This is a genomic window from Yersinia nurmii, assembly GCF_001112925.1.
In the GTDB taxonomy this organism is placed as follows: domain Bacteria; phylum Pseudomonadota; class Gammaproteobacteria; order Enterobacterales; family Enterobacteriaceae; genus Yersinia; species Yersinia nurmii.
Genome location: NZ_CPYD01000013.1, coordinates 101,318 through 123,029 on the forward strand (window position 1 = coordinate 101,318; position 21,712 = coordinate 123,029).

The window sequence follows — 21,712 nt, forward strand, 5'->3', positions numbered from 1 at the left end:
TACTTTTATTTAAATATATTACTGGCGGGCTGGTTTAGTCAGTTATCGACAATTGTTTTTATTTTGTCATTTCTTTGTCGCTTCATTGTCATAAAAATATTATTTTTCTGTCACTAATCGATGTCATGTTTGCTTTCGAACAAAAACTGATTTATTTCGCTCACGCGTGACCATTTATTCAATTATTCATTATACGCGCGGGCCATACTTATTGATTCAGGGGCCAGACATGTTCTATCAGACTCTCCGTAAAACCACTATTGTTGCTGCGCTCACTTTGGCATTGAGTGCCAATGCGTTCGCAGCGACAGAAATACCTTTTTGGCACTCTATGGAAGGGGAGCTAGGTAAAGAAGTCGATTCTCTAGCCCAGCGTTTTAATCAGGCTCATCCCGACTATAAAATTGTCCCGGTGTATAAAGGTAATTACGAGCAGAATCTTGCCGCGGGTATTGCCGCATACCGTTCTGGTAAAGCGCCGGCAATTTTGCAGGTGTATGAAGTCGGCACTGCTACCATGATGGCAAGTAAAGCGATAAAACCGGTTTTTGAAGTATTTAAAGAGTCCGGTGTGAATTTTGATGAGTCGGTGTTCGTTCCCACGGTCGCGGGTTATTACACCGATGCCAAAACTGGCCATTTATTATCCCAGCCGTTTAACAGCTCAACGCCAGTGCTGTATTACAACAAAGATGCGTTTAAAAAAGCCGGCTTGAACCCGGATCAGCCGCCAAAAACCTGGCAGGAACTGGCGGCTGATACTGAGAAATTACGCGCAGCCGGTATGACCTGTGGTTACGCCAGCGGTTGGCAGGGCTGGATCCAGATCGAAAACTTCAGTGCTTGGCACGGTCAGCCGATCGCCAGCAAAAATAACGGGTTTGACGGTATGGATGCGGGTCTTGAGTTCAATAAACCGCTACAGGTCAAACATATTCAGCTGCTGTCTGATATGAATAAGAAAGGTGATTTCACCTACTTTGGCCGTAAAGACGAATCTACAGCCAAGTTCTATAATGGCGACTGCGCTATGACTACGGCCTCCTCCGGTTCGCTGGCGGATATTCGTCACTACGCCAAATTCAATTACGGTGTGGGCATGATGCCTTACGACGCCGATGCTAAAAATGCGCCGCAGAACGCCATTATCGGCGGAGCCAGTTTGTGGGTCATGAATGGCAAAAATCCAAAAACTTACAAAGGCGTAGCCGAATTCCTGCAATTCCTGGCACAGCCGGAAATTGCCGCAGAGTGGCATCAGAAAACCGGCTATCTGCCGATTACTACCGCCGCCTACGAACTGACCAAACAACAGGGTTTCTACGATAAGAATCCGGGGGCAGACGTCGCAACACGCCAGATGTTGAACAAGCCGCCGTTGCCTTATACCAAAGGTCTGCGTCTGGGCAACATGCCGCAAATCCGTACCGTAGTTGATGAAGAACTGGAAGGCGTATGGACAGGTAAGAAGACGCCGCAGGAAGCGTTAGACAACGCGGTAAAACGCGGTGATGTGCTGCTGCGTCGCTTCGAACAAGCCAATCAGTAATTTAATTCTTCGGTGATAAACCGGAGAACACCGCCTCGTGGAGAGCTGCATAGGGTTATCTGCGAGCGCGGTGTGAATAGTTCAACATTGCAAAGAGTCAATCGGTTATGAGTGCGTCCCGCCCCGGTTTTTCCTGTAGTTGGCTACCTTACTTGTTGGTGCTGCCGCAGTTATTGATTACCGCTATTTTCTTCCTGTGGCCCGCGGCAGAAGCGCTGTGGTATTCAGTTCAGTCTCTCGATCCTTTCGGACTTTCCAGTGAGTTTGTCGGGCTAAGCAATTTTAGTCAGCTATTTCAGGATGAATATTATCTGGCCTCTTTCTATACCACTTTGATTTTCAGTGGGCTCGTCGCTGGAATCGGTTTGGCCGTTTCGCTGTTTTTTGCTGCTTTGGTGGATTACGTCCTGCGCGGCAGCCGTATTTATCAAACGCTGCTTATTCTGCCTTACGCGGTTGCTCCTGCGGTCGCTGCGGTGCTGTGGATATTCCTGTTTAGCCCCGGACTTGGGTTGATTACTCACTTTCTTGGGCTGTTAGGCTATAGCTGGAATCATGCACAAAACAGCGGTCAGGCGATGTTTTTAGTGGTACTGGCCTCAGTTTGGAAGCAAATTAGCTATAACTTTCTGTTTTTCCTTGCGGCATTACAGTCCATTCCTCGTTCACTGGTTGAAGCTTCGGCGATTGATGGCGCAGGACCGGTTAGGCGCTTCTTTAATATTGCGCTGCCGCTGATTTCCCCTGTGAGTTTTTTCCTGCTGGTAGTCAATCTGGTATATGCCTTTTTCGATACGTTCCCCGTTATTGATGCCGCTACCGGCGGTGGCCCGGTGCAGTCCACGACTACATTGATTTATAAAATTTATCGCGAAGGTTTCGCCGGGTTGGATCTCTCCAGCTCAGCCGCTCAATCCGTAGTGTTAATGCTATTGGTGATAGGTTTAACGGTGATTCAGTTCCGCTTTGTTGAGCGTAAGGTGCGTTACCAATGATTGAGAACCGCCGAGGGCTGGATATTTTCTGCCATGTGATGCTGATTATTGGCGTGCTGCTGATTCTATTCCCGCTGTATGTCGCTTTTGTTGCCGCTTCTTTGGATGACCAACAGGTGTTTCAGGTGCCGATGACGCTGATTCCCGGCTCTCAGTTGTGGCAAAACATCAGCAATATCTGGCACGGGGGCGTGGGCAGCAACGGCACTCCTTTTGGGCTGATGTTGTTTAACAGCTTTGTGATGGCATTTGCCATAACCGTAGGGAAAATTACGGTGTCGATTCTTTCCGCCTACGCCATCGTTTATTTCCGTTTTCCGCTGCGTAATCTGTTTTTCTGGCTGATTTTTCTCACCCTGATGTTGCCAGTGGAAGTGCGAATCTTTCCGACTATTCAAGTGATCGCCAACCTGAATATGCTGGACAGTTACACCGGATTAACGTTGCCGCTAATGGCTTCCGCGACGGCTACCTTCCTGTTTCGCCAATTCTTTATGACTTTGCCGGATGAACTGCTGGAAGCGGCGCGCATTGATGGCGCTGGTGCGATGCGATTTTTCTGGGACATCGTATTGCCGCTGTCAAAAACCAATCTGGCGGCGCTGTTCGTCATTACCTTTATCTACGGCTGGAATCAGTACCTGTGGCCGATATTGATTACCAGCGATGCCTCGATGGGCACTGCCGTAGCCGGTATCCGCAGCATGATCTCCAGTTCGGGCGCGCCAACTCAATGGAATCAGGTGATGGCCGCCATGATTCTGACGTTAATTCCACCGGTTGCGGTGGTTCTTCTGATGCAGCGCTGGTTTGTGCGCGGTCTGGTAGACAGTGAGAAGTAATCTGATATGGCATGTTTAAAGCTTCAGGCAGTAAGTAAGTCCTATGACGGCGTGACGCCGGTGATCAAAACCATCGATCTCGATGTTGCCGACGGCGAATTTATTGTGATGGTTGGTCCTTCCGGCTGTGGGAAATCCACTTTGTTACGAATGGTTGCCGGGCTGGAAGCGACCACCAGCGGCGATATTTATATTGATAATCGTCGGGTGACTAATCTGGAACCCAAAGATCGCGGTATCGCGATGGTATTCCAAAACTATGCTCTTTATCCCCATATGAGTGTCTACGACAATATGGCTTACGGCCTGAAAATTCGGGGATTTGGCAAAGAACAAATACGTCAGCGGGTCGACGAAGCGGCGCGAATCCTAGAGTTGGAACCGCTGTTGAAACGCAAACCCCGCGAATTATCCGGTGGACAGCGCCAACGCGTGGCGATGGGGCGAGCTATCGTGCGGGAACCGGCGGTATTTCTTTTCGATGAACCACTATCGAATCTGGATGCCAAGCTGCGGGTGCAAATGCGTCTGGAGCTACAGCAATTGCATCGTCGATTAAAAACGACCAGTTTGTATGTGACTCACGATCAGGTAGAGGCTATGACGTTGGCCGAGCGAGTAATTGTGATGAATAAAGGCGTAGCGGAACAAATCGGTACGCCGAGCGAAGTGTATAAGCGGCCGGCTAGCCTGTTTGTCGCCAGTTTTATGGGTTCTCCGGCGATGAATTTGTGGGCGGGCCGTGTTAGCGCTAGCGGCGAGCAGTTTTTACTGAGCGACGGAACGTGTATCCCGCTTGAGCATGCTAAACCAGAATGGGCGGATCGGCGATTGACCTTGGGTATCCGACCAGAGCATATTCAACTCAGTACGTTAGAGCAGGGCGGAATAGCGCTAAACTTGCTAACGTTGGAATTGCTGGGGGCGGATAATCTGGCTCACGGATGTTGGGATGGACAGGGCGTGATTGCTCGTCTTTCCCATGAGAATATGCCAGAAGTGGGCAGTACCTTATATGTCACGCTGCCCGCGCAAGCGCTGCACTTTTTTGATACCGAAAGCGGATTACGGATGGAATGATGAATATAAACTGGCCTTATCCTCCCATTGTTGCTCATCGTGGCGGCGGTTCACTGGCTCCAGAGAATACGCTGGCTGCCATTGATGTCGGCGCGCGGCATGGCCACAAAATGATTGAGTTTGATGCCAAACTTTCTCAGGATGGCCAGATATTTTTACTCCATGACGATACGCTGGAGCGCACCAGCAACGGCTGGGGCGTTGCAGGGGATTTGCCTTGGGATAAATTAATTCAACTCGATGCCGGTAATTGGTTTAGCTCTGCGTTTAAGGATGAGCGGCTGCCTTTACTGTCTGAGGTGGCGGCGCGCTGCGCCGAGCACGGTATGGCGGCGAATATCGAAATAAAACCAACCACCGGCGTAGAAGCTTACACTGGCCGCGTCGTTGCGCTGGCGGCTCGGTTATTGTGGGAAGGTCAGGCCATTCCTCCATTGCTTTCCTCTTTTTCTGTCACCGCGCTGGAAGCGGCGCAGGAAGCGGTACCAGAGCTGCCGCGCGGGCTGTTGCTGGACGAATGGGATGAAAACTGGTTTGAGCTGACGCGGCGTCTGAACTGTGTATCTTTGCATATTAATCATAAACAGCTGACGGCGGATCGCGTGGCGCTGTTGAAAGCCGCAGGATTGCATATTTTGGTGTATACGGTGAATAAGCCGGAGCGGGCGCGTGAATTGTTAGATTGGGGCGTTGACTGTATCTGCACCGACCGTATAGATTTGATCGCAGTGGACTTTGCCGATCGCTGACCTGTCAGATTCCTGTTTGCTTTAGGTCAGCCTCCGTTATCAGGCGGGCTGACCCTAACCCGCGACAGGAATATTATTCATGCCCGCCTTTATCTTTTCCCTCTGGCATCAGATCTTGTTGTCTATGCCGTTATTTGTATTGTTGGCTCTGGGATATGGGTTGATCAGAATCGGAAAATGGCCGTCAACCATTACCGATGGCCTGACGCGCTTCGTTTTTTCCCTCGCTCTACCCGCCATGTTATTCCGGATGATGAGTAATTTTGCCGATCGGCCTGCGGTAGACGCACGCCTGCTAATCGCTTTTTTCGGCAGTTGTCTGTTGGTGTTTATTCTTGGGCGAATCATTGGCCAGCGGGTATTCAAGCTGGACGGCGTTTCCGGCTCGGTATTCGCTTTGGGCGGCATATTTTCCAATAACGTGATGCTGGGTTTACCCCTAGCCACCTTGATGCTGGGGGAAGAATCTATTCCAGCAGTGGCCTTGGTTTTAGTATTTAACGGTTTGATTTTATGGACGTTAGTCACGGTATCGGTGGAATGGGCGCGTAACGGTTCACTGACGGTGCAAGGCTTTGCCAAAACCGCGCGCAGTGTTTTAACCAACCCGCTGATTGTCGGCATTATTTCCGGCACTTTATTCAGTCTGACAGGATGGAAATTGCCGCCGATGATCGATCAGCCGGTCAGTATGTTGGGGCAGGTTGCGCCGCCGTTGTCATTAGTGGTGCTGGGTATGGGATTGGCGGAATACCGCGTCAGCGACGGCTGGCGCATCAGCAGCGCGATATGTTTTCTGAAGCTGATCGTTCAGCCGTTAGTGGTGTGGGTTTTGGCATGGACCATGGACTTACCGCCGCTGGAAACTCAGGTGGTGGTATTGCTCGGCTCGATGGCTACCGGCGTCAACGTGTATCTGATGTCGCGGCAATTTAACGTATTGACTGGCCCTGCAGCGGCCAGTTTAGTGATGTCTACCGCGTTGGCTGCAATGACTACGCCGCTTATTTTAACACTAATGGGTGTGAGAATCTGAGCGCTATTTGGCCGGTTTTACCGGTTGAATACTCGGTACTGCTGGAGTCGTTCGCTTGAAAGGATCGGCGGATGGAGTAATCGGGACCACCGGTTTTGGCTGTAACAAACGGCGCTGATCTTGCGAATATTGATGTTGCTGCTGCAAGCGGCGCTGTTCTTGCTGTTGATTCATCAAAGTTCGCTGTTGTTGGTGCAGTTCACTTTGTTGATTTAATACTCGCTGTTGCTGCTCCAAAGGCGTTGACGTCAGGCTGTTTTGCGCCAATACCACGGCGGGCAGAAGTAGAGCGCCTAGCAGAAAATGAATTTCTCTCATCTTCAATTCCTCATTTCTGGTTGCCAGAATCTGTGAAAGACAATCAATCGGACAATAATCATACACACGTCAACCATGTTGGTGCAAAATTCAGCTCTCGCTTCCGATACAATTGATTTTTATTTCTTCGATGAGCTTAACCTATCGTGTTGTTATTGGTTATTACCACTATCTTATGGGCATTTTCTTTCAGCTTAATCGGCGAATATCTGGCGGGTCAGGTCGATAGCTGGTTCTCCGTGCTGATGCGCGTTGGTTTGGCCGCCTTGGTTTTCCTGCCGTTTATTCGCTGGAAGAATATTCAGGGCAGAGTGATTGCGTTGTATATGGCCGTTGGTGCTATTCAGTTAGGAATTATGTACCTGTTCAGCTTCCGCGCTTATTTGTATCTCAGCGTGCCGGAGTTCCTGCTGTTTACCGTGATGACGCCGCTGTATGTCACTCTGATTTATGATCTTCTCCGCGGTCAGCGGCTACGCTGGGGTTATGCACTCAGCGCTTTATTAGCGGTAGTGGGCGCGGCCATCATTCGTTATGACCATCTGAGTGAGCATTTCTGGCTGGGATTGGCTTTGGTTCAGGCGGCGAATATTTGTTTTGCTATTGGACAGGTTGGCTACAAACGCCTGATGGAAGTGCATCCGATTCCGCAGCACACCGCTTTTTCCTGGTTTTATCTGGGAGCCTTGCTGGTCGCAGCAATGGCTTGGTTCGCCTTTGGTAACCCGAATAAACTCCCAACTACCGAGTTGCAGTGGGGCGTCTTGATTTGGCTGGGCGTTGGCGCTTCCGCATTGGGTTATTTTATGTGGAACTACGGCGCCACGCAGGTTGATGCGGGCACCCTCGGCATTATGAATAATGTCCATGTTCCGGCTGGCCTGTTGGTCAACCTGGCTATCTGGCAGGAAAAACCGCATTGGCCGAGCTTTATTATTGGTGGGACGGTGATAATGGCTTCGCTGTGGGTACACCGGCGTTGGGTCGCTCCGCATTCTTTACAAAAGGTAGATGAGCGCAAGCGTGCTGACGCGCCGAACGAATAAACGCTTCCGTTACCGGCTGGCGCTGTTCTCCGTCACGGACAGCGGCGTACAGTCGGCTCCACAGACCTTCCCCCAGTGTTTTCGTTACGACTAAACCCTGACGTTCAAAACTCTCCACCACCCAATGCGGCAAAGCGGCAATACCCATACGTGCCGACACCATTTGAATCAATAACAACGTGTTATCCACATTTTTCAGCGCTGGGCTAACGCCTGCTGGCTGAAGGAAATGACGCCAGATATCCAGACGTTGGCGCTGAACCGGATAAATCATCAGGGTTTCATCGGTTAAATCTTCTGGTTCAATGCGCGCTTTTGCTGCCAGCGGATGATCCGGCGACAGCACCAGACGGACTTCAAAATCAAACATTGGCGAGTAATGTAGACCGCTACGCGGCAGAATGTCTGACGTCAGTACCAGATCAAGCTCTCCCTGCTGTAGCGCTGGTTGTGGATCAAAAGTTACCCCTGATTTGAAATCCATCGCGACCTGCGGCCAGTTCTGGTGAAAATTGTCTAAAGCTGGAGTTAGCCACTGAATACAACTATGGCATTCAATAGCGATACGCAGCGCCGTTTGATGGGGTTCGTTGCAGGTTTGCAGCGCTTGTTTGATTTGCGGCAAGACTTGCTCGGCTAACTGCAAGAGAATTTCTCCCTGAGTAGTGAAACGCAGAGGTTGGCTTTTACGTACAAACAAACGGAACCCCAGACGCTGCTCCAAATCACTGAACTGATGTGACAGGGCAGATTGGGTTTGATGAAGTTGTGTTGCTGCCGCAGCCAGCGATCCGGTATTACGCAAGGCTTGCAGTGTGCGTAAGTGTTTCAGTTCGATCATGAGAGTCCTTCACAGTGACAGTGAAAAAATTGCGCTTGTGGTTAATACAGTACCTGCTGATTATGGATGTGTAAACATCTGGATGGCTAAATGGAGAGTATGACGATGGCAATTTTAAATCACACACTGGGTTTTCCGCGCGTTGGTCTGAAACGTGAACTGAAAAAAGCACAAGAAAGTTACTGGGCAGGCAACATCACGCAGGAAGAATTGCTCAATGTGGGGCGCGAATTGCGGGCTCGTCATTGGCAGCAACAGCAACAAGCCGGTGTGGATCGGGTTCCTGTGGGCGATTTCGCCTGGTACGACCATGTGTTAACCACGAGTTTGTTGCTGGGTAACGTTCCGGCACGCCACCAGAATGCTGATGGCAGTATCGATCTGGATACATTATTCCGCATTGGTCGTGGTCGTGCGCCAACCGGTAAACCGGCCGCGGCGGCAGAAATGACCAAATGGTTCAATACCAATTATCACTACATGGTGCCGGAGTTCCAGCAAGGGCAGGAATTCAAGCTTGGCTGGACGCAATTGCTGGATGAAGTCGACGAAGCGCTGGCGTTGGGACACAAAATCAAGCCGGTACTGCTTGGCCCGATAACCTATCTGTGGCTGGGTAAAGTCAAAGGTGAGCAATTTGACCGTTTAACCTTACTGAAAGATATCTTACCTGTGTATCAACAAGTTCTGGCCGAGCTGGCTAAGCGTGGCATCGAGTGGGTACAAATCGACGAACCGGCGCTGGTATTGGAACTGCCTAAAGAGTGGCTGGATGCTTACCAACCGGCTTATCAGGCGCTGCAAGGGCAGGTTAAACTGTTGCTAACCACCTATTTCGATAGCATCGGTCACAATCTGGATACCATTCGCATTCTGCCGGTACAGGGACTGCATGTGGACCTAGTGGCTGGTAAAGACGATATTGCTACTCTGAATGAGAAACTACCCAAAGATTGGCTGCTGTCGCTCGGTGTGATTAATGGGCGTAACGTATGGCGCGCTGACTTGAGCACATGGTTTGAACGTTTGCAGCCGTTGGTCGGCAGTCGTCAACTATGGCTAGGGACTTCTTGTTCGTTATTGCATAGCCCAATCGATCTCAGCGAAGAAACGCGTTTGGATGCAGAAGTGAAAAGCTGGTTTGCTTTTGCGCTGCAAAAATGTGCGGAACTGTCTCTGCTGACCAAAGCGCTGAATGCGCCAGACGCAGAAAAATTGGCAAAATTAGCGGATTACAGCGCTCCGATTCGCGCTCGTCAGTCTTCTCGTCGGGTTCATAATCCACAAGTGGAACAACGTCTGGCAGCGATCACGCCGAAAGACAGCGAGCGCCAAAACTCATACCAACAGCGTGCCGAAGCCCAGCGTAAACGTTTTAATTTACCGGCTTGGCCGACCACCACCATAGGTTCTTTCCCGCAAACCACAGAAATTCGTGGCCTGCGTCTGGACTTCAAACAAGGTCGCCTGGACGGCAAAAATTACCGCACCGGTATCAGCGAGCATATCAAACAGGCGATTGCCGAGCAGGAGCGTCTGGGACTGGATGTATTGGTTCACGGTGAAGCTGAACGCAACGACATGGTTGAATACTTCGGTGAACATTTGGATGGCTTCGTCTTTACGCAAAATGGCTGGGTACAGAGTTACGGTTCCCGCTGTGTAAAACCGCCGGTCATCATCGGTGATATCAGCCGCCCGGAAGCGATTACCGTTGAATGGGCCAAATATGCGCAATCCCTGACTGACAAGCCGGTGAAAGGCATGTTAACCGGGCCGGTTACTATCCTGTGCTGGTCATTCCCACGGGAAGATGTGAGCCGTGAAACCATCGCCAAGCAAATTGCGTTGGCGTTGCGTGATGAAGTGGAAGATTTGGAAAAAGCCGGTATCGGTATTATCCAAATTGATGAACCCGCGCTGCGTGAGGGTTTACCATTGCGCCGGGCTGAATGGCAGGCCTATCTGGACTGGGCAGTGGATGCATTCAAACTGAACGCCGCCGTGGCGCAGGATGATACTCAAATCCATACCCATATGTGTTACTGCGAGTTCAACGACATCATGGATTCTATCGCTGCGTTGGATGCCGATGTGATTACCATCGAAACTTCCCGCTCAGATATGGAACTGCTTGAGTCATTTGAAGACTTTGACTATCCCAATGAGATTGGACCCGGCGTTTATGATATTCACTCGCCGAACGTGCCTAGCGTGGAATGGATTGAAGCCTTACTACGTAAAGCTGCCCAGCGAATCCCGGCTGAACGCCTGTGGGTTAACCCGGATTGTGGCCTGAAAACTCGCGGCTGGCCAGAAACTCGTCAATCACTGGCCAACATGGTATTGGCGGCCCAGCGGCTGCGTGAAGAGCAAGTCTGACTGTTTATCGCTGAATTAAAGGTTATCGCTGAATCAAAGGCGCAATCACGGCCTTGAAGTTGATGGCCGCCCCCGAAGCGGGTGGGGCAACTGCACCGATGGGTATTCCGACAGCTCACGCCGTTCCGACCTATTCGGCACATTTCCTCGTTTATCAACTTTGTCAGTGGTATGAAGGGCGCATTAGCGCCCTTTTTTATTGCTGATAGGTAGCGACGGTGAAATCGCTATTGGAGAATAGAGGTATCAAATTGAGACGTGCAGAATAGTGTGTGCCTTATAGATAAAAACCTCCCCCTACATTGCTGCTGGGAGAGGTTTATGCCGAAAAGGGAATGTTGGTGAAAGATATGGATTGAAATGTTTAAGAGGCATCATCGGCCGGTGTATGGGCATTGACGCCGTGGCGAGTAAACCAATCCAACATCCGCTGCCAGGCATCCTCAGCGGCTTCCGCATTGTAGTTAGGTCGATAATCGGCGTTAAAGGCGTGGCCTGCTTCCGGGTAAACAATAATTTCAGCGTCAGCATTGGCTGCACGTAGCGCGTGACGCATGGTTTCTATCTGATCTTGTGAGATTCCTGAATCCTGCCCACCGTACAGACCCAGTACCGGAGCGGAAAGGTTGATCGCAATATCAACCGGATGTTTCGGGCTATTAAGGCTTTTATCCCCAACCAGCTTCCCATACCAAGCTACTGCCGTTTTTAACTGAGGATTATGCGCCGCATAAAGCCAGGCGATACGTCCTCCCCAGCAAAAACCGGTTATCGCTAACTTACTGATATCTCCACCGTGGCGGGAGGCCCAGTTAACCGTATGATCCAAATCCACTAATACTTGTCTGTCGGGGACTTTGTTGACCAACTGGCTGACTAGCTGGCTCATATCATCGTACTCGCTGGCGTCACCTTGGCGGAAATACAGCTCGGGAGCGATGGCCAAATAGCCCTCTTTCGCTAAGCGACGGCAAATATCCCGAATGTGTTCATGCACACCGAAGATTTCATGCACTACAATCACCACCGGGCATGGGCCATTATGCTGTGCCGGTTTAGCGAGATAAGCTGGCAGCAAATCACCCTGTGATGGGATGGTAGTATCACCAGCCTGAATGTCTTTTTTATCGGTATGAATAACGGAGGAGGCCAATGGATTAACGGCCGGCGTGAACTTTCCGGCTGTTTGCCTGAGAGTAATGAGTTGGTCAGTCTTCATAATGGTCTCCCTGAAGTTAGCGAATGAGTTTTCCGGATTTAACTATAGGTAATATTTGCAATTAATGACGGAAAGGCGATGTCGTAACGGGTTAAATACGTGCTCGAGCGCTGGAAAGGTGAGCTGACACACACTCTGTTTTCGGCCGTTGAGTGAATCTGGATGCTGTGACTTTTATTTAGGGCTTTTAAAGTACGAAAAATAACCTTAATGGTGTTGTTTTGTGATTTATGTCACATTTTCTTTGTTCTTATACATCCTATTTCTTCTGTCAAAGTGACTGCTATCACGAAATAATTCGGTGATATTGAGTAAAGTAGTTCTTTGTTCCTCCCTACAATATTTCTCATGAAAGAGGAGTCTCACATGTCTAAATCCGATGTTTTCCACCTTGGCCTCACTAAGGACGATCTGAAAGGGGCTACTTTGGCCATCGTCCCGGGCGATCCACAGCGTGTTGAGAAAATTGCAAAATTAATGGATAACCCAGTACATCTGGCTTCTCATCGTGAATTTACCTCATGGCGTGCAGAATTGGACGGTAAGGCGGTTATCGTTTGTTCAACCGGTATCGGCGGTCCGTCAACCTCTATCGCCGTGGAAGAATTGGCTCAGTTGGGCGTACGTACCTTCCTGCGTATCGGTACTACCGGTGCCATTCAGCCTAATATCAACGTCGGTGACGTTCTGGTAACCACAGGCGCAGTGCGTTTGGACGGTGCTAGCCTGCATTTTGCACCGATGGAGTTCCCTGCCGTTGCTGATTTCGCCTGTACTACCGCCTTGGTTGAAGCGGCTAAATCTATTGGCGCGACCACTCATATTGGCGTAACGGCCTCGTCCGATACTTTCTATCCGGGTCAGGAGCGTTACGATACTTTCTCTGGCCGCGTAGTGAGCCGTTTCCGTGGTTCGATGGAAGAATGGCAGGCTATGGGTGTGATGAACTATGAGATGGAATCCGCTACGCTGTTGACTATGTGCGCCAGCCAGGGCCTGCGTGCCGGTATGGTTGCTGGTGTTATCGTAAACCGCACCCAACAAGAAATTCCTAACGCAGAGACTATGCAAAAAACCGAAAGTCATGCGGTAAAAATCGTGGTTGAAGCAGCTCGTCGCTTGCTGTAATCGCGTGTCGGGCTGCCTCTGGTGGCCCGTTCTTTCCTTCCACAGATAATCTGGTAAGGTCTTACCTCTTATAATGGACGATATAATAAGAGGATATTATGACTACCCCTTTTACACAGCATCCCTCACTGGTTCCACTTGATGGTGGTATTAACTTCCGTGATTTTGGCGGTAACCTGGCAGCCGATGGCCGCAGAGTTAAGCGAGGGTTACTGTTTCGCTCTGGTTCATTGGACCGACTGAGTGACAAAGACCGTACTTTTCTGCATAAAAGTGCCGTTGGCCATATATTGGATTACCGTGATGCCGATGAAGTTCAGGCTAAACCCGATATCCTTTGGCAAGGAGCCACATACCATCATTTCCCTGCGAACCCTCTCAGTACCGACGTCAACGCTAATCTGGATAAGCTCAGTAACGAAACGCTAGCAGAGTTTGATGCTCGTTCATTTATGCTGGAGCTTTATCGCCGCTTGCCTTTTAACAACTCGGCTTACCGACAGTTAGTTCATTTGTTGCGTAATCCTGAAGGTATTGGCGTAGTTCAGCACTGCGCCGTAGGTAAAGACCGCACTGGCGTGGGTTCCGCGTTGGTATTGTTTGCGCTAGGAGCCGATGAAGCAACGGTTCTGGAGGATTACTTGCTGACTGAAACGACGCTCGCGCCGTTCCGCGAGTTAATGTTGGGCGAACTGGCTAAAAAGCTTCACGATAATGCATTGAATCAGTTCGCCTACGTGCTTTCAGCCAAAGAAGAATTCCTTCATACCGCACTAAACAGCATTAATGACCGCTATGGTCATCGCGATAACTGGTTACAGCAGGAATTCGGTCTGGGCCGTGCTGAAAGAGAGCAACTTCAGTCGTATTTTCTTGAGTAACGCTTAAATATAAAACTCATTTTTTGTGATGAATATCATATTGTTGGCGGCGATGTCGTCGCCAGCTTTTTACTCCTTTCGTATATCTTCAATTTTCCGATCGCCACTTAGCGGCGTTTTGTGACCGCTTAATAATGCTGGCTACCGCTTAATCAGATCCTCAGCGCTTCTCTTATAGGCCAAGCGTATGTTAACGCCTGATAAATTCCCTGGAGAGAATAATCATGCAACATGCGATTACCTTTGTTATCGCCACAGTCTGTATTCTGACGATCTGCTACCGCTTATACGGTATCTTTTTCGTGCGGAAAGTACTGCGGGTCGATGATACTGAAATTACACCTTCCCACACCTTCGAAGATGGTAAAGATTACGTTCCCACTAAAAGATGGGTCAATTTTGGTAGCCATTTTGCGGCTATCGCAGCAGCGGGACCCTTAGTTGGCCCAGTGCTGGCGGCGCAATACGGTTACTTACCGGGGTTCCTGTGGCTGTTAATCGGCTGTGTTATTGGTGGTGCTGTACACGATACCGTCGTGCTGTTTGCCTCAATGAAACATCAGGGTAAATCTCTTTCTGAAGTCGCAAAATCTGAACTGGGGCCGATTGCCGGCTGGTGTACCGGTTTGGCTATGTTGTTCATCATCACTATCACGATGGCCGGTTTATCGATGGTTGTGGTGCATGCGTTGGAGCGCAACCCTTGGGGTGCTTTCGCGGTATTCATGACCATTCCTATCGCCATTTGTGTAGGTTTGTGGGAGCGAATGACCGGTAGCATGAGAGGTGCTTCCTACGTGGGTATTGCCGCGATTATGGTCTGTGTTTTCGTTGGCCCTTATATCGAAGGAACCTGGCTGGGTGAATGGCTGATGTTGAAAGCCAATACGGTCAGTATCATTCTGCCTTTGTATGCCTTCTTCGCGACCGCTTTGCCGGTGTGGATGCTGCTAACTCCGCGCGGTTATCTGTCTAGCTTTATGAAGATTGGTGTATTTGGCGCGTTGATAATCGGCGTTGTTTTCATTAACCCGGAAATTCAGTTCCCAGCCGTTACTCAGTTTATCCACGGCGGTGGCCCGGTTTTGGCTGGCCCGGTCTGGCCGTTTATTTCTATTACCATTGCCTGTGGCGCAATCTCTGGTTTCCACGCATTTATCGGTTCTGGCACTACGCCGAAACAGATTGATAAGTGGAGCGATATCTTACCGGTAGGTTTTGGCGCTATGCTGGCCGAGTGTATGGTTGGCGTCATGGCGCTGATCGCTGCAACTTCATTACATCCCGCTGATTATTTTGCGATTAACTCCTCTGCGGAAGCTTGGGGCGCGTTAGGCATGGATGTGGTTAACCTACCAACGCTAAGCCAAGAGATCGGCTTGGATCTCTACGGTCGTACCGGTGGCGCAGTGACTCTTGCCGTAGGTATGACAGATATCTTTATCCGCGTGCCGTGGTTCAGCAGTCTGGCAGCCTACTTCTTCCAGTTTGTTGTGATGTTCGAAGCCGTATTTATCCTGACTGCCGTAGACTCCGGTACTCGCGTTGCACGCTATCTGCTGCAAGATTTCCTCGGTGATATCTGGGCACCACTGAAACGTACGGATTGGCTACCGGGTACTCTGGCTTGTAGCGTTATCGCCTGTGCGCTGTGGGGCTATTTACTGAACTCCGGTGATATCAACTCCGTTTGGGCGCTGTTCGGCGTATCCAATCAGTTAATGGCATCCGTTGGCTTGATTATTGGTGCAACCATTATCCTGCGTTTGGCTACCAAACGTATTTATATGCTGACCTGTATTATCCCGCTGGCTTACCTGTTTGTTACCGTAAATTATGCTGGTTATTGGATGATCAGACATGTGTACTTTAACTCTGCGGCTTCGGGCTACAACCTGTTTAACGGCATCATATCCATCATTATGATGACGCTGGGCGTAATCATCCTCATCGCCGCTTTGAGAAAATGGCGTGAGCTTTGGACTCGTCGTTCCGCCGAGATGTCTAAGCGCACCGTCACGGCAAATGCCTGACATATTTAATTCTGTACGTTAACCTGTTTAAACGGCTGGCATTTACCAGCCGTTTATTTTTTGTTGAGTTAGAGCTGCCGTGAATTGGTTATGCTGTTGGCTCGTAATCTCATCAATAACAGGAAGATGCACGTGACCCTCAATGACGTCATAAACTACATAACGGACTTTGTCCGTGAACATGAAATCTGGGCTGCACCTATCGTCTTTTTCCTTGCATTTGGTGAGTCGCTGGCCTTTTTGTCATTGCTATTACCCGCGACCGTTATCTTATTGGGACTAGGGGCGCTCATCGGTGAAAGCGGAATTCCTTTCTGGCCGATCTGGGCCGCGGCTGCGGCTGGTGCTTTCTTCGGCGACTGGCTCTCCTATTGGATTGGTTTCCATTATCAGGATCGTGTGGCAACCATGTGGCCACTTTCGCGAAATCCTCAGTTACTGGTTCGTGGTCACGCATTTTTTGAGCGCTGGGGCGTATTTGGTGCTTTTATCGGGCGATTTTTCGGCCCGCTGCGCGCCATCGTTCCTTTGGTTGCTGGCATATGCGCCATGCCTCAGCGTTATTTTCAGTTTGCCAATATTACTTCGGCGTTGATTTGGGCCTTTGGTATCCTCGCACCCGGCGCTTTCGGAATAAAATGGCTTACTCATTTTATGGGGTGACCTCCCCGCAGGCGTTATCCGGTTCCACTTTGTTTTAGCTGATTTACCGGTGGCGAGAATACCGAATTTTGCATGGAGTTATGGTTTTGCGTACTGTTTCGCATCCTTGGATGTAAGGCGAAAACCCTCTGGACATCCATACAGTATCCCCTTACCTTGACGGGCAGAGGGTTAATGAGGCGGAGGCAGCGTGGATACCAGTATATTTTGGGGCTTGAGTGGCGGTGTGATGGGAGCCCTGTTGGGCTGGTTAATTGCCAGTTTGCGTTTTCAGCAGCGCAATACACAGCGAGAAACTGAACGGCGGCTGTTGGAGCAATTATTACAACAGGCGCAGCAGGACTTAGTCCAGCAGCAGGAAACCCAACGGCGTAAAGAGCAACAATTGCAGGAGAATGCGTTAGAATTACGCAGCTTGCATAGCCAGTTGGCTGCAGGCAATGAGAAGCTACAGCAGCTTAATCATTGGCGTAATGAATGTGAGCAACTTAATCAAGAACTACGCGCCCAGAGAGAAGTGAACAGTGCGCAGGAGGCTGAACTGCGTGAAGTCACCATTCGTCTGGAAGAAACGCGCCTGGCTGCTGAAGAAAAACAGCGATTATTGATGAATAGTGAACAACGTCTGACGACTCAGTTCGAGAATCTGGCGAATCGTATCTTTGAACAAACTGGCCGCAGGGCAGATGAGCAGAATAAGCAGAGTCTGGATAAATTGCTCCTGCCTTTGCGCGAGCAATTGGACGGTTTCCGCCGTCAGGTTCAGGATAGTTTCGGTCAGGAAGCCCGTGAGCGCCATACGCTGACCCACGAAATTCGGAGCCTCCAGCAACTTAATGCCCAGATGGCTCGGGAAGCTCTCAATCTGACTAAAGCACTCAAAGGTGACAATAAAACTCAGGGGAACTGGGGTGAAGTTGTGCTTGGCAGAGTGCTGGAAGCTTCCGGACTTCGGGAGGGTTACGAATACCAAACTCAGGTTAGTATCAATCTTGAAGGCAATAGCCGGATGCAGCCGGATGTGATTGTTCGTTTACCGCAGGGTAAGGACGTGGTGATTGATGCCAAAATGTCGCTGGTGGCTTATGAGCGCTATTTCAATAGCGATAATGATGCCGAACGAACTCTGGCTTTGAACGAACATATTTCATCATTACGCAATCATATCAAACAGTTGGGTCGTAAGGATTATCAGCAATTACCGGGTTTACGTACGCTCGACTACGTATTGATGTTTATCCCGGTAGAGCCAGCTTTTTTGGTTGCCATAGATAGGCAGCCAGAGTTGATTACCGAGGCGCTACAGCACAACATCATGCTGGTAAGCCCAACAACTCTATTGGTTGCATTACGAACTATTACGAATTTATGGCGTTATGAGCACCAGAGTCAGAATGCCCAACATATCGCCGAACGAGCAGGCAAGCTCTACGATAAGCTGCGTTTGTTCGTGGATGACATGGAATCCATAGGCCAAAGCCTCGATAAGGCACATATAAGTTATCGTCAGGCAATGAACAAACTGGCTCAAGGCCGTGGTAACCTGATAGGGCAAGTTGAAAGTTTTCGTGCCTTAGGTGTTGAAGTTAAGAAACCTATTAGCCCGTCATTGGCTGCGCGTGCCATTGCAGAGCACGATCCAGAGAGAGACTTAGCCCTCTCAAACGATGAGGCTGAATCGTCGCTACAAGATGATTCGACTTCACTGAAATATCAGAATTAGCAGTGCTTCACTCGCTATGTCCGCGCTGAGAATCAGCGGTCAGGCTACCGGCTAACGCTAGGCGAAGTGGGGCTTTCACCTCGGTTCTGGTACACTCCTCCGAAAGATTGACTGAAAAGCAGGCAGAGAAAATGGTAGATCAGGATAAGGAAACCACTCATTTCGGTTTTCGCACCATAGCCAAAGAAGAAAAAGAAGGCATGGTGGCAGAAGTTTTTCATTCCGTAGCGGCGAAATACGATTTGATGAATGATCTGATGTCATTCGGTATTCATCGTATCTGGAAGCGTTTTACCATTGATTGTAGCGGCGTTCGCCGTGGCCAGCGAGTACTGGATCTCGCTGGTGGTACAGGCGACCTGACGGCCAAGTTTTCTCGACTGGTGGGTGAGCAAGGTCAAGTCGTTCTGGCCGATATCAATGAATCCATGCTGCGAATGGGGCGAGAAAAACTGCGCGATAGCGGAATTCTTGGCAACGTTAGCTATGTGCAGGCAAATGCTGAAGCTTTACCTTTCCCTGATAACTATTTTGATTGCATCACGATTTCATTCGGTTTGAGAAACGTTACCGAAAAAGAAAAAGCGCTGCGATCCATGTTCCGTGTCCTTAAACCGGGTGGTCGTCTGTTGGTTCTGGAGTTTTCCAAACCGCTGCTGGAGCCACTGAGTAAAGTCTACGATGCCTATTCATTCCACATTCTGCCAAAAATTGGCGGAATGGTTGTTAATGATGCTGACAGCTATCGCTACCTTACCGAATCCATTCGGATGCATCCCGATCAGGAAACGCTAAAAGGTATGATGGTTGATGCCGGCTTTGAAAATGTAACCTATACAAACTTGACCGGTGGTATTGTCGCATTACACCGTGGGTTTAAGTTCTGATATGGATGCGCCCATGTTGTTGAAACCAATGTTGTTAAAACCAATGTTGCTGAAGCCGATTTTATTAACGCCGCTGATAACGGCGGCTCTGGAAACCGCACTCAATAGTCTGCTATTCCGCGATCGCGGTATGAAAGCGGCTCGCTCTCGTTTGTCTTCCAAAGTATTGCGTGTTGAACTGCATGAGCTGAACCAACCTCTGGTTCTGGTGTTCAGCGATGCTCAGGTTGACGTTGTGAGCGCATGGGAAGGTAATGCGGACTGTACGGTTAAAACCGGAATTGCAGTGTTATCGAAGCTTCGGGATCGCCAGCAGTTGTCTCCTTTGATGCGCAGCGGTGAGCTGGTCGTCGATGGTGACATTCAGGTCGTTCAACAATTGGTGGCTTTATTAGATCTCGCTGAATGGGAACCTGCCGAATGGTTAGCGCCTTATATTGGTGATATCGCAGCAGAAACGATAGGTCAGACATTGCGTAAAGGCGGCAAGTTTTTAGTCAGCCGTTTTCAGCAGCAGCAGGCTTATCTGGCTGAAGCATTAACTGAAGAGTGGAAATTGGCACCGGCTCCATTGGAGATTGTCTGGTTTAACGAAGAAGTTGATGCAATTAAGCGTGATGTGGATGCTCTTAATGCCCGGTTGGCCAAGATGGAGGCAAAACGATGACGCCAGGAGAACTTCGGCGCCTGTATTTGATTATTCGGGTATTTTTGAGTTACGGATTGGATGAGTTAATCCCGAAGATTCGCTTAACGCTGCCTTTACGCATTGGCCGCTATCTGTTCTTCTGGATTCCTAATCGTCATAAAGATAAGCCTCTGGGCGAGCGACTGCGTTTAGCGCTGCAGGAACTAGGCCCCGTCTGGATTAAGTTTGGCCAGATGATGTCGACCCGCCGCGATCTGTTTCCTCCGGTTATTGCCGATCAGTTGGCCTTATTACAGGATCGCGTTGCCCCATTTGATGGCGCGCTGGCGCGCAAACACATTGAGTTGGCGATGGGCGGGCCGCTGGAAACCTGGTTTGATGATTTTGAACAGGAAGCTCTGGCATCGGCCTCGATTGCTCAGGTGCATACGGCTCGTTTAAAAGAAAATGGTCAGGAAGTGGTGCTAAAGGTGATCCGCCCAGATATACGGCCGATTATCAAAGCTGATGTCCGTTTGATGTATCGACTGGCCGGTTGGGTACCTAAATTGCTACCTGATGGCCGCCGCCTGCGTCCGAGAGAAGTGGTGCGGGAGTATGAAAAAACGCTGTTGGATGAGCTGAATCTGTTACGTGAAGCGGCTAATGCTATTCAGCTGCGCCGTAATTTCGAAGATAGTCCGATGCTGTACGTTCCAGAGATCTTCTCCGACTACTGTCGGGAAAGCGTATTAGTAATGGAACGTATCTATGGTATTCCTGTGTCTGATATTGCGGCTCTTGAAAGTCAGGGCACCAATATGAAATTACTGGCTGAACGCGGTGTGCAGGTCTTCTTCACTCAAGTGTTTCGAGACAGTTTTTTCCATGCAGATATGCATCCAGGGAATATTTTTGTCAGCTATGAACACCCTGAGAACCCACGTTATATCGGTATTGACTGCGGTATCGTCGGTTCATTGAATAAAGCAGATAAGCGCTATCTGGCCGAGAATTTCATTGCTTTCTTCAATAGGGATTATCGCAGAGTTGCTGAGTTACACGTTGATTCAGGTTGGGTTCCCCGCGATACCAACGTTGAAGACTTTGAATTTGCCATTCGCACCGTTTGCGAACCCATCTTTGAAAAACCGTTGGCTGAAATCTCTTTTGGGCACGTATTGCTCAATCTGTTTAATACTGCTCGTCGCTTTAATATGGAAGTGCAACCACAGTTGGTTTTACTGCAAAAAACATTGCTTTATGTTGAGGGGTTAGGCCGTCAGCTTTATCCGCAGTTAGATCTGTGGACCACGGCCAAGCCTTTCCTTGAAAGCTGGTTGCGAGATCAGGTTGGAATTCCGGCGGTTATTCGAGCATTGAAAGAAAAAGCGCCTTTCTGGGCAGAGAAATTCCCTGAGTTGCCTGAACTGGTTTACGACAGCCTCCAGCAGCATAAACTATTGCAGCAAAGCGTAGATAAGCTCACAACTCAGATGCAAGGGCAGCAACAACGTCAGGGGCAATCACGGTATTTGTTCGGCGTTGGCGCTACACTATTATTAAGTGGAACGATTTTCCAGTTGTCTGGTGCAAACGAGATTTCTATCGGATTACTGGTGGCGGGAGCATTGGCGTGGGTTATCGGCTGGAGACGAACAAGTTCGTAGCGGTAACTCGCCGCTATAAGCCGCTATAAATAGCGGTGAGTT

The 21,712-nt window shown here is 49.6% G+C and carries 19 protein-coding genes; 16 read left to right on the forward strand and 3 right to left on the reverse strand.

The window, feature by feature from the left end:
• The first annotated feature begins 229 nt into the window (after window positions 1-229).
• The 6 genes from ugpB to AD970_RS15430 all read left to right on the forward strand — a co-directional run bounded on the left by ugpB (window position 230) and on the right by AD970_RS15430 (window position 6,251).
• Complete coding sequence (gene ugpB / locus AD970_RS15405; RefSeq protein ID WP_049600948.1) at window positions 230-1,549, forward strand: sn-glycerol-3-phosphate ABC transporter substrate-binding protein UgpB; 1,320 nt, start codon at window positions 230-232, stop codon at window positions 1,547-1,549.
• Window positions 1,550-1,656: 107 nt separating this feature from the next.
• Window positions 1,657-2,544 (forward strand): sn-glycerol-3-phosphate ABC transporter permease UgpA, encoded by an 888-nt coding sequence (ugpA, locus tag AD970_RS15410; protein ID WP_049600951.1) that lies wholly within the window; start codon window positions 1,657-1,659, stop codon window positions 2,542-2,544.
• A complete protein-coding gene (gene ugpE / locus AD970_RS15415) occupies window positions 2,541-3,386 on the forward strand; it encodes a sn-glycerol-3-phosphate ABC transporter permease UgpE (protein WP_049600955.1) in 846 nt (281 codons plus the stop codon). Before ugpA ends, ugpE begins: the two co-directional genes overlap by 4 nt.
• A gap of 6 nt (window positions 3,387-3,392) precedes the next feature.
• Window positions 3,393-4,466 carry a sn-glycerol-3-phosphate import ATP-binding protein UgpC gene (locus AD970_RS15420; protein ID WP_049600957.1) on the forward strand — a complete coding sequence of 358 codons (1,074 nt, stop codon included), beginning with the start codon at window positions 3,393-3,395 and terminating at the stop codon, window positions 4,464-4,466.
• Window positions 4,466-5,215 carry a glycerophosphodiester phosphodiesterase gene (ugpQ, locus tag AD970_RS15425; RefSeq protein WP_049600960.1) on the forward strand — a complete coding sequence of 250 codons (750 nt, stop codon included), beginning with the start codon at window positions 4,466-4,468 and terminating at the stop codon, window positions 5,213-5,215. The genes AD970_RS15420 and ugpQ overlap by 1 nt, the downstream gene beginning before the upstream one ends.
• A 79-nt stretch (window positions 5,216-5,294) precedes the next feature.
• Entirely contained in the window at window positions 5,295-6,251 is a 957-nt protein-coding gene (locus AD970_RS15430) for an AEC family transporter (protein WP_049600962.1), read from the forward strand.
• Between the two features lie 3 nt (window positions 6,252-6,254).
• Here AD970_RS15430 and AD970_RS15435 read toward each other — a convergent pair whose 3' ends face one another.
• Window positions 6,255-6,569: a hypothetical protein gene (locus tag AD970_RS15435; protein WP_049600965.1), complete on the reverse strand. Its 315-nt coding sequence runs from the start codon at window positions 6,567-6,569 to the stop codon at window positions 6,255-6,257.
• 146 nt (window positions 6,570-6,715) lie between these two features.
• Between AD970_RS15435 and AD970_RS15440 the strand changes: the two genes are divergently transcribed.
• Window positions 6,716-7,615 (forward strand): carboxylate/amino acid/amine transporter, encoded by a 900-nt coding sequence (locus AD970_RS15440; protein WP_049600969.1) that lies wholly within the window; start codon window positions 6,716-6,718, stop codon window positions 7,613-7,615.
• On the opposite strand, the gene metR is transcribed toward AD970_RS15440, so the two are convergent.
• Entirely contained in the window at window positions 7,503-8,456 is a 954-nt protein-coding gene (gene metR / locus AD970_RS15445; protein ID WP_049600972.1) for an HTH-type transcriptional regulator MetR, read from the reverse strand. The genes AD970_RS15440 and metR overlap by 113 nt on opposite strands.
• A 105-nt stretch (window positions 8,457-8,561) precedes the next feature.
• Between metR and metE the strand changes: the two genes are divergently transcribed.
• Entirely contained in the window at window positions 8,562-10,838 is a 2,277-nt protein-coding gene (gene metE, locus AD970_RS15450; RefSeq protein ID WP_157045550.1) for a 5-methyltetrahydropteroyltriglutamate--homocysteine S-methyltransferase, read from the forward strand.
• Window positions 10,839-11,202: 364 nt separating this feature from the next.
• On the opposite strand, the gene AD970_RS15455 is transcribed toward metE, so the two are convergent.
• Window positions 11,203-12,057: a dienelactone hydrolase family protein gene (locus AD970_RS15455; RefSeq protein WP_049600977.1), complete on the reverse strand. Its 855-nt coding sequence runs from the start codon at window positions 12,055-12,057 to the stop codon at window positions 11,203-11,205.
• Between the two features lie 366 nt (window positions 12,058-12,423).
• On the opposite strand from AD970_RS15455, the gene udp reads away from it, so the two are divergent.
• From udp to ubiB, 8 genes are all read left to right on the forward strand, one after another.
• A complete protein-coding gene (gene udp / locus AD970_RS15460; protein ID WP_049600980.1) occupies window positions 12,424-13,185 on the forward strand; it encodes a uridine phosphorylase in 762 nt (253 codons plus the stop codon).
• A 98-nt stretch (window positions 13,186-13,283) separates the two neighbouring features.
• Complete coding sequence (locus AD970_RS15465) at window positions 13,284-14,066, forward strand: tyrosine-protein phosphatase (protein ID WP_049600982.1); 783 nt, start codon at window positions 13,284-13,286, stop codon at window positions 14,064-14,066.
• A gap of 224 nt (window positions 14,067-14,290) precedes the next feature.
• Window positions 14,291-16,099, forward strand: a complete 1,809-nt coding sequence (locus AD970_RS15470) for a carbon starvation CstA family protein (protein WP_049600985.1) — start codon at window positions 14,291-14,293, stop codon at window positions 16,097-16,099.
• 132 nt (window positions 16,100-16,231) lie between these two features.
• Complete coding sequence (locus AD970_RS15475) at window positions 16,232-16,762, forward strand: DedA family protein (RefSeq protein WP_049601061.1); 531 nt, start codon at window positions 16,232-16,234, stop codon at window positions 16,760-16,762.
• Between the two features lie 190 nt (window positions 16,763-16,952).
• Window positions 16,953-18,485, forward strand: a complete 1,533-nt coding sequence (gene rmuC, locus AD970_RS15480) for a DNA recombination protein RmuC (RefSeq protein WP_049600989.1) — start codon at window positions 16,953-16,955, stop codon at window positions 18,483-18,485.
• Between the two features lie 131 nt (window positions 18,486-18,616).
• Window positions 18,617-19,372, forward strand: coding sequence for a bifunctional demethylmenaquinone methyltransferase/2-methoxy-6-polyprenyl-1,4-benzoquinol methylase UbiE (gene ubiE / locus AD970_RS15485; RefSeq protein ID WP_049600992.1), 756 nt, complete (start codon window positions 18,617-18,619; stop codon window positions 19,370-19,372).
• Between the two features lie 13 nt (window positions 19,373-19,385).
• The gene (gene ubiJ, locus AD970_RS15490) at window positions 19,386-20,039 is read left to right on the forward strand and encodes a ubiquinone biosynthesis protein UbiJ (protein ID WP_049600995.1); all 654 of its coding nucleotides are present in this window, start codon (window positions 19,386-19,388) and stop codon (window positions 20,037-20,039) included.
• Entirely contained in the window at window positions 20,036-21,670 is a 1,635-nt protein-coding gene (gene ubiB, locus AD970_RS15495; RefSeq protein WP_049600998.1) for a ubiquinone biosynthesis regulatory protein kinase UbiB, read from the forward strand. Before ubiJ ends, ubiB begins: the two co-directional genes overlap by 4 nt.
• The last annotated feature ends 42 nt before the right edge of the window (window positions 21,671-21,712 follow it).

Bases quoted from the DNA above. Each gene is read 5' to 3' on its own strand.
- ugpB (WP_049600948.1), top strand. From the start codon at position 230: ATGTTCTATCAGACTCTCCGTAAAACCACTATTGTTGCTGCGCTCACT.
- ugpA (WP_049600951.1), top strand. From the start codon at position 1,657: ATGAGTGCGTCCCGCCCCGGTTTTTCCTGTAGTTGGCTACCTTACTTG.
- ugpE (WP_049600955.1), top strand. From the start codon at position 2,541: ATGATTGAGAACCGCCGAGGGCTGGATATTTTCTGCCATGTGATGCTG.
- AD970_RS15420 (WP_049600957.1), top strand. From the start codon at position 3,393: ATGGCATGTTTAAAGCTTCAGGCAGTAAGTAAGTCCTATGACGGCGTG.
- ugpQ (WP_049600960.1), top strand. From the start codon at position 4,466: ATGAATATAAACTGGCCTTATCCTCCCATTGTTGCTCATCGTGGCGGC.
- AD970_RS15430 (WP_049600962.1), top strand. From the start codon at position 5,295: ATGCCCGCCTTTATCTTTTCCCTCTGGCATCAGATCTTGTTGTCTATG.
- AD970_RS15435 (WP_049600965.1), bottom strand. From the start codon at position 6,569: ATGAGAGAAATTCATTTTCTGCTAGGCGCTCTACTTCTGCCCGCCGTG.
- metR (WP_049600972.1), bottom strand. From the start codon at position 8,456: ATGATCGAACTGAAACACTTACGCACACTGCAAGCCTTGCGTAATACC.
- metE (WP_157045550.1), top strand. From the start codon at position 8,562: ATGGCAATTTTAAATCACACACTGGGTTTTCCGCGCGTTGGTCTGAAA.
- AD970_RS15455 (WP_049600977.1), bottom strand. From the start codon at position 12,057: ATGAAGACTGACCAACTCATTACTCTCAGGCAAACAGCCGGAAAGTTC.
- udp (WP_049600980.1), top strand. From the start codon at position 12,424: ATGTCTAAATCCGATGTTTTCCACCTTGGCCTCACTAAGGACGATCTG.
- AD970_RS15465 (WP_049600982.1), top strand. From the start codon at position 13,284: ATGACTACCCCTTTTACACAGCATCCCTCACTGGTTCCACTTGATGGT.
- AD970_RS15470 (WP_049600985.1), top strand. From the start codon at position 14,291: ATGCAACATGCGATTACCTTTGTTATCGCCACAGTCTGTATTCTGACG.
- ubiE (WP_049600992.1), top strand. From the start codon at position 18,617: ATGGTAGATCAGGATAAGGAAACCACTCATTTCGGTTTTCGCACCATA.
- ubiJ (WP_049600995.1), top strand. From the start codon at position 19,386: ATGTTGTTGAAACCAATGTTGTTAAAACCAATGTTGCTGAAGCCGATT.
- ubiB (WP_049600998.1), top strand. From the start codon at position 20,036: ATGACGCCAGGAGAACTTCGGCGCCTGTATTTGATTATTCGGGTATTT.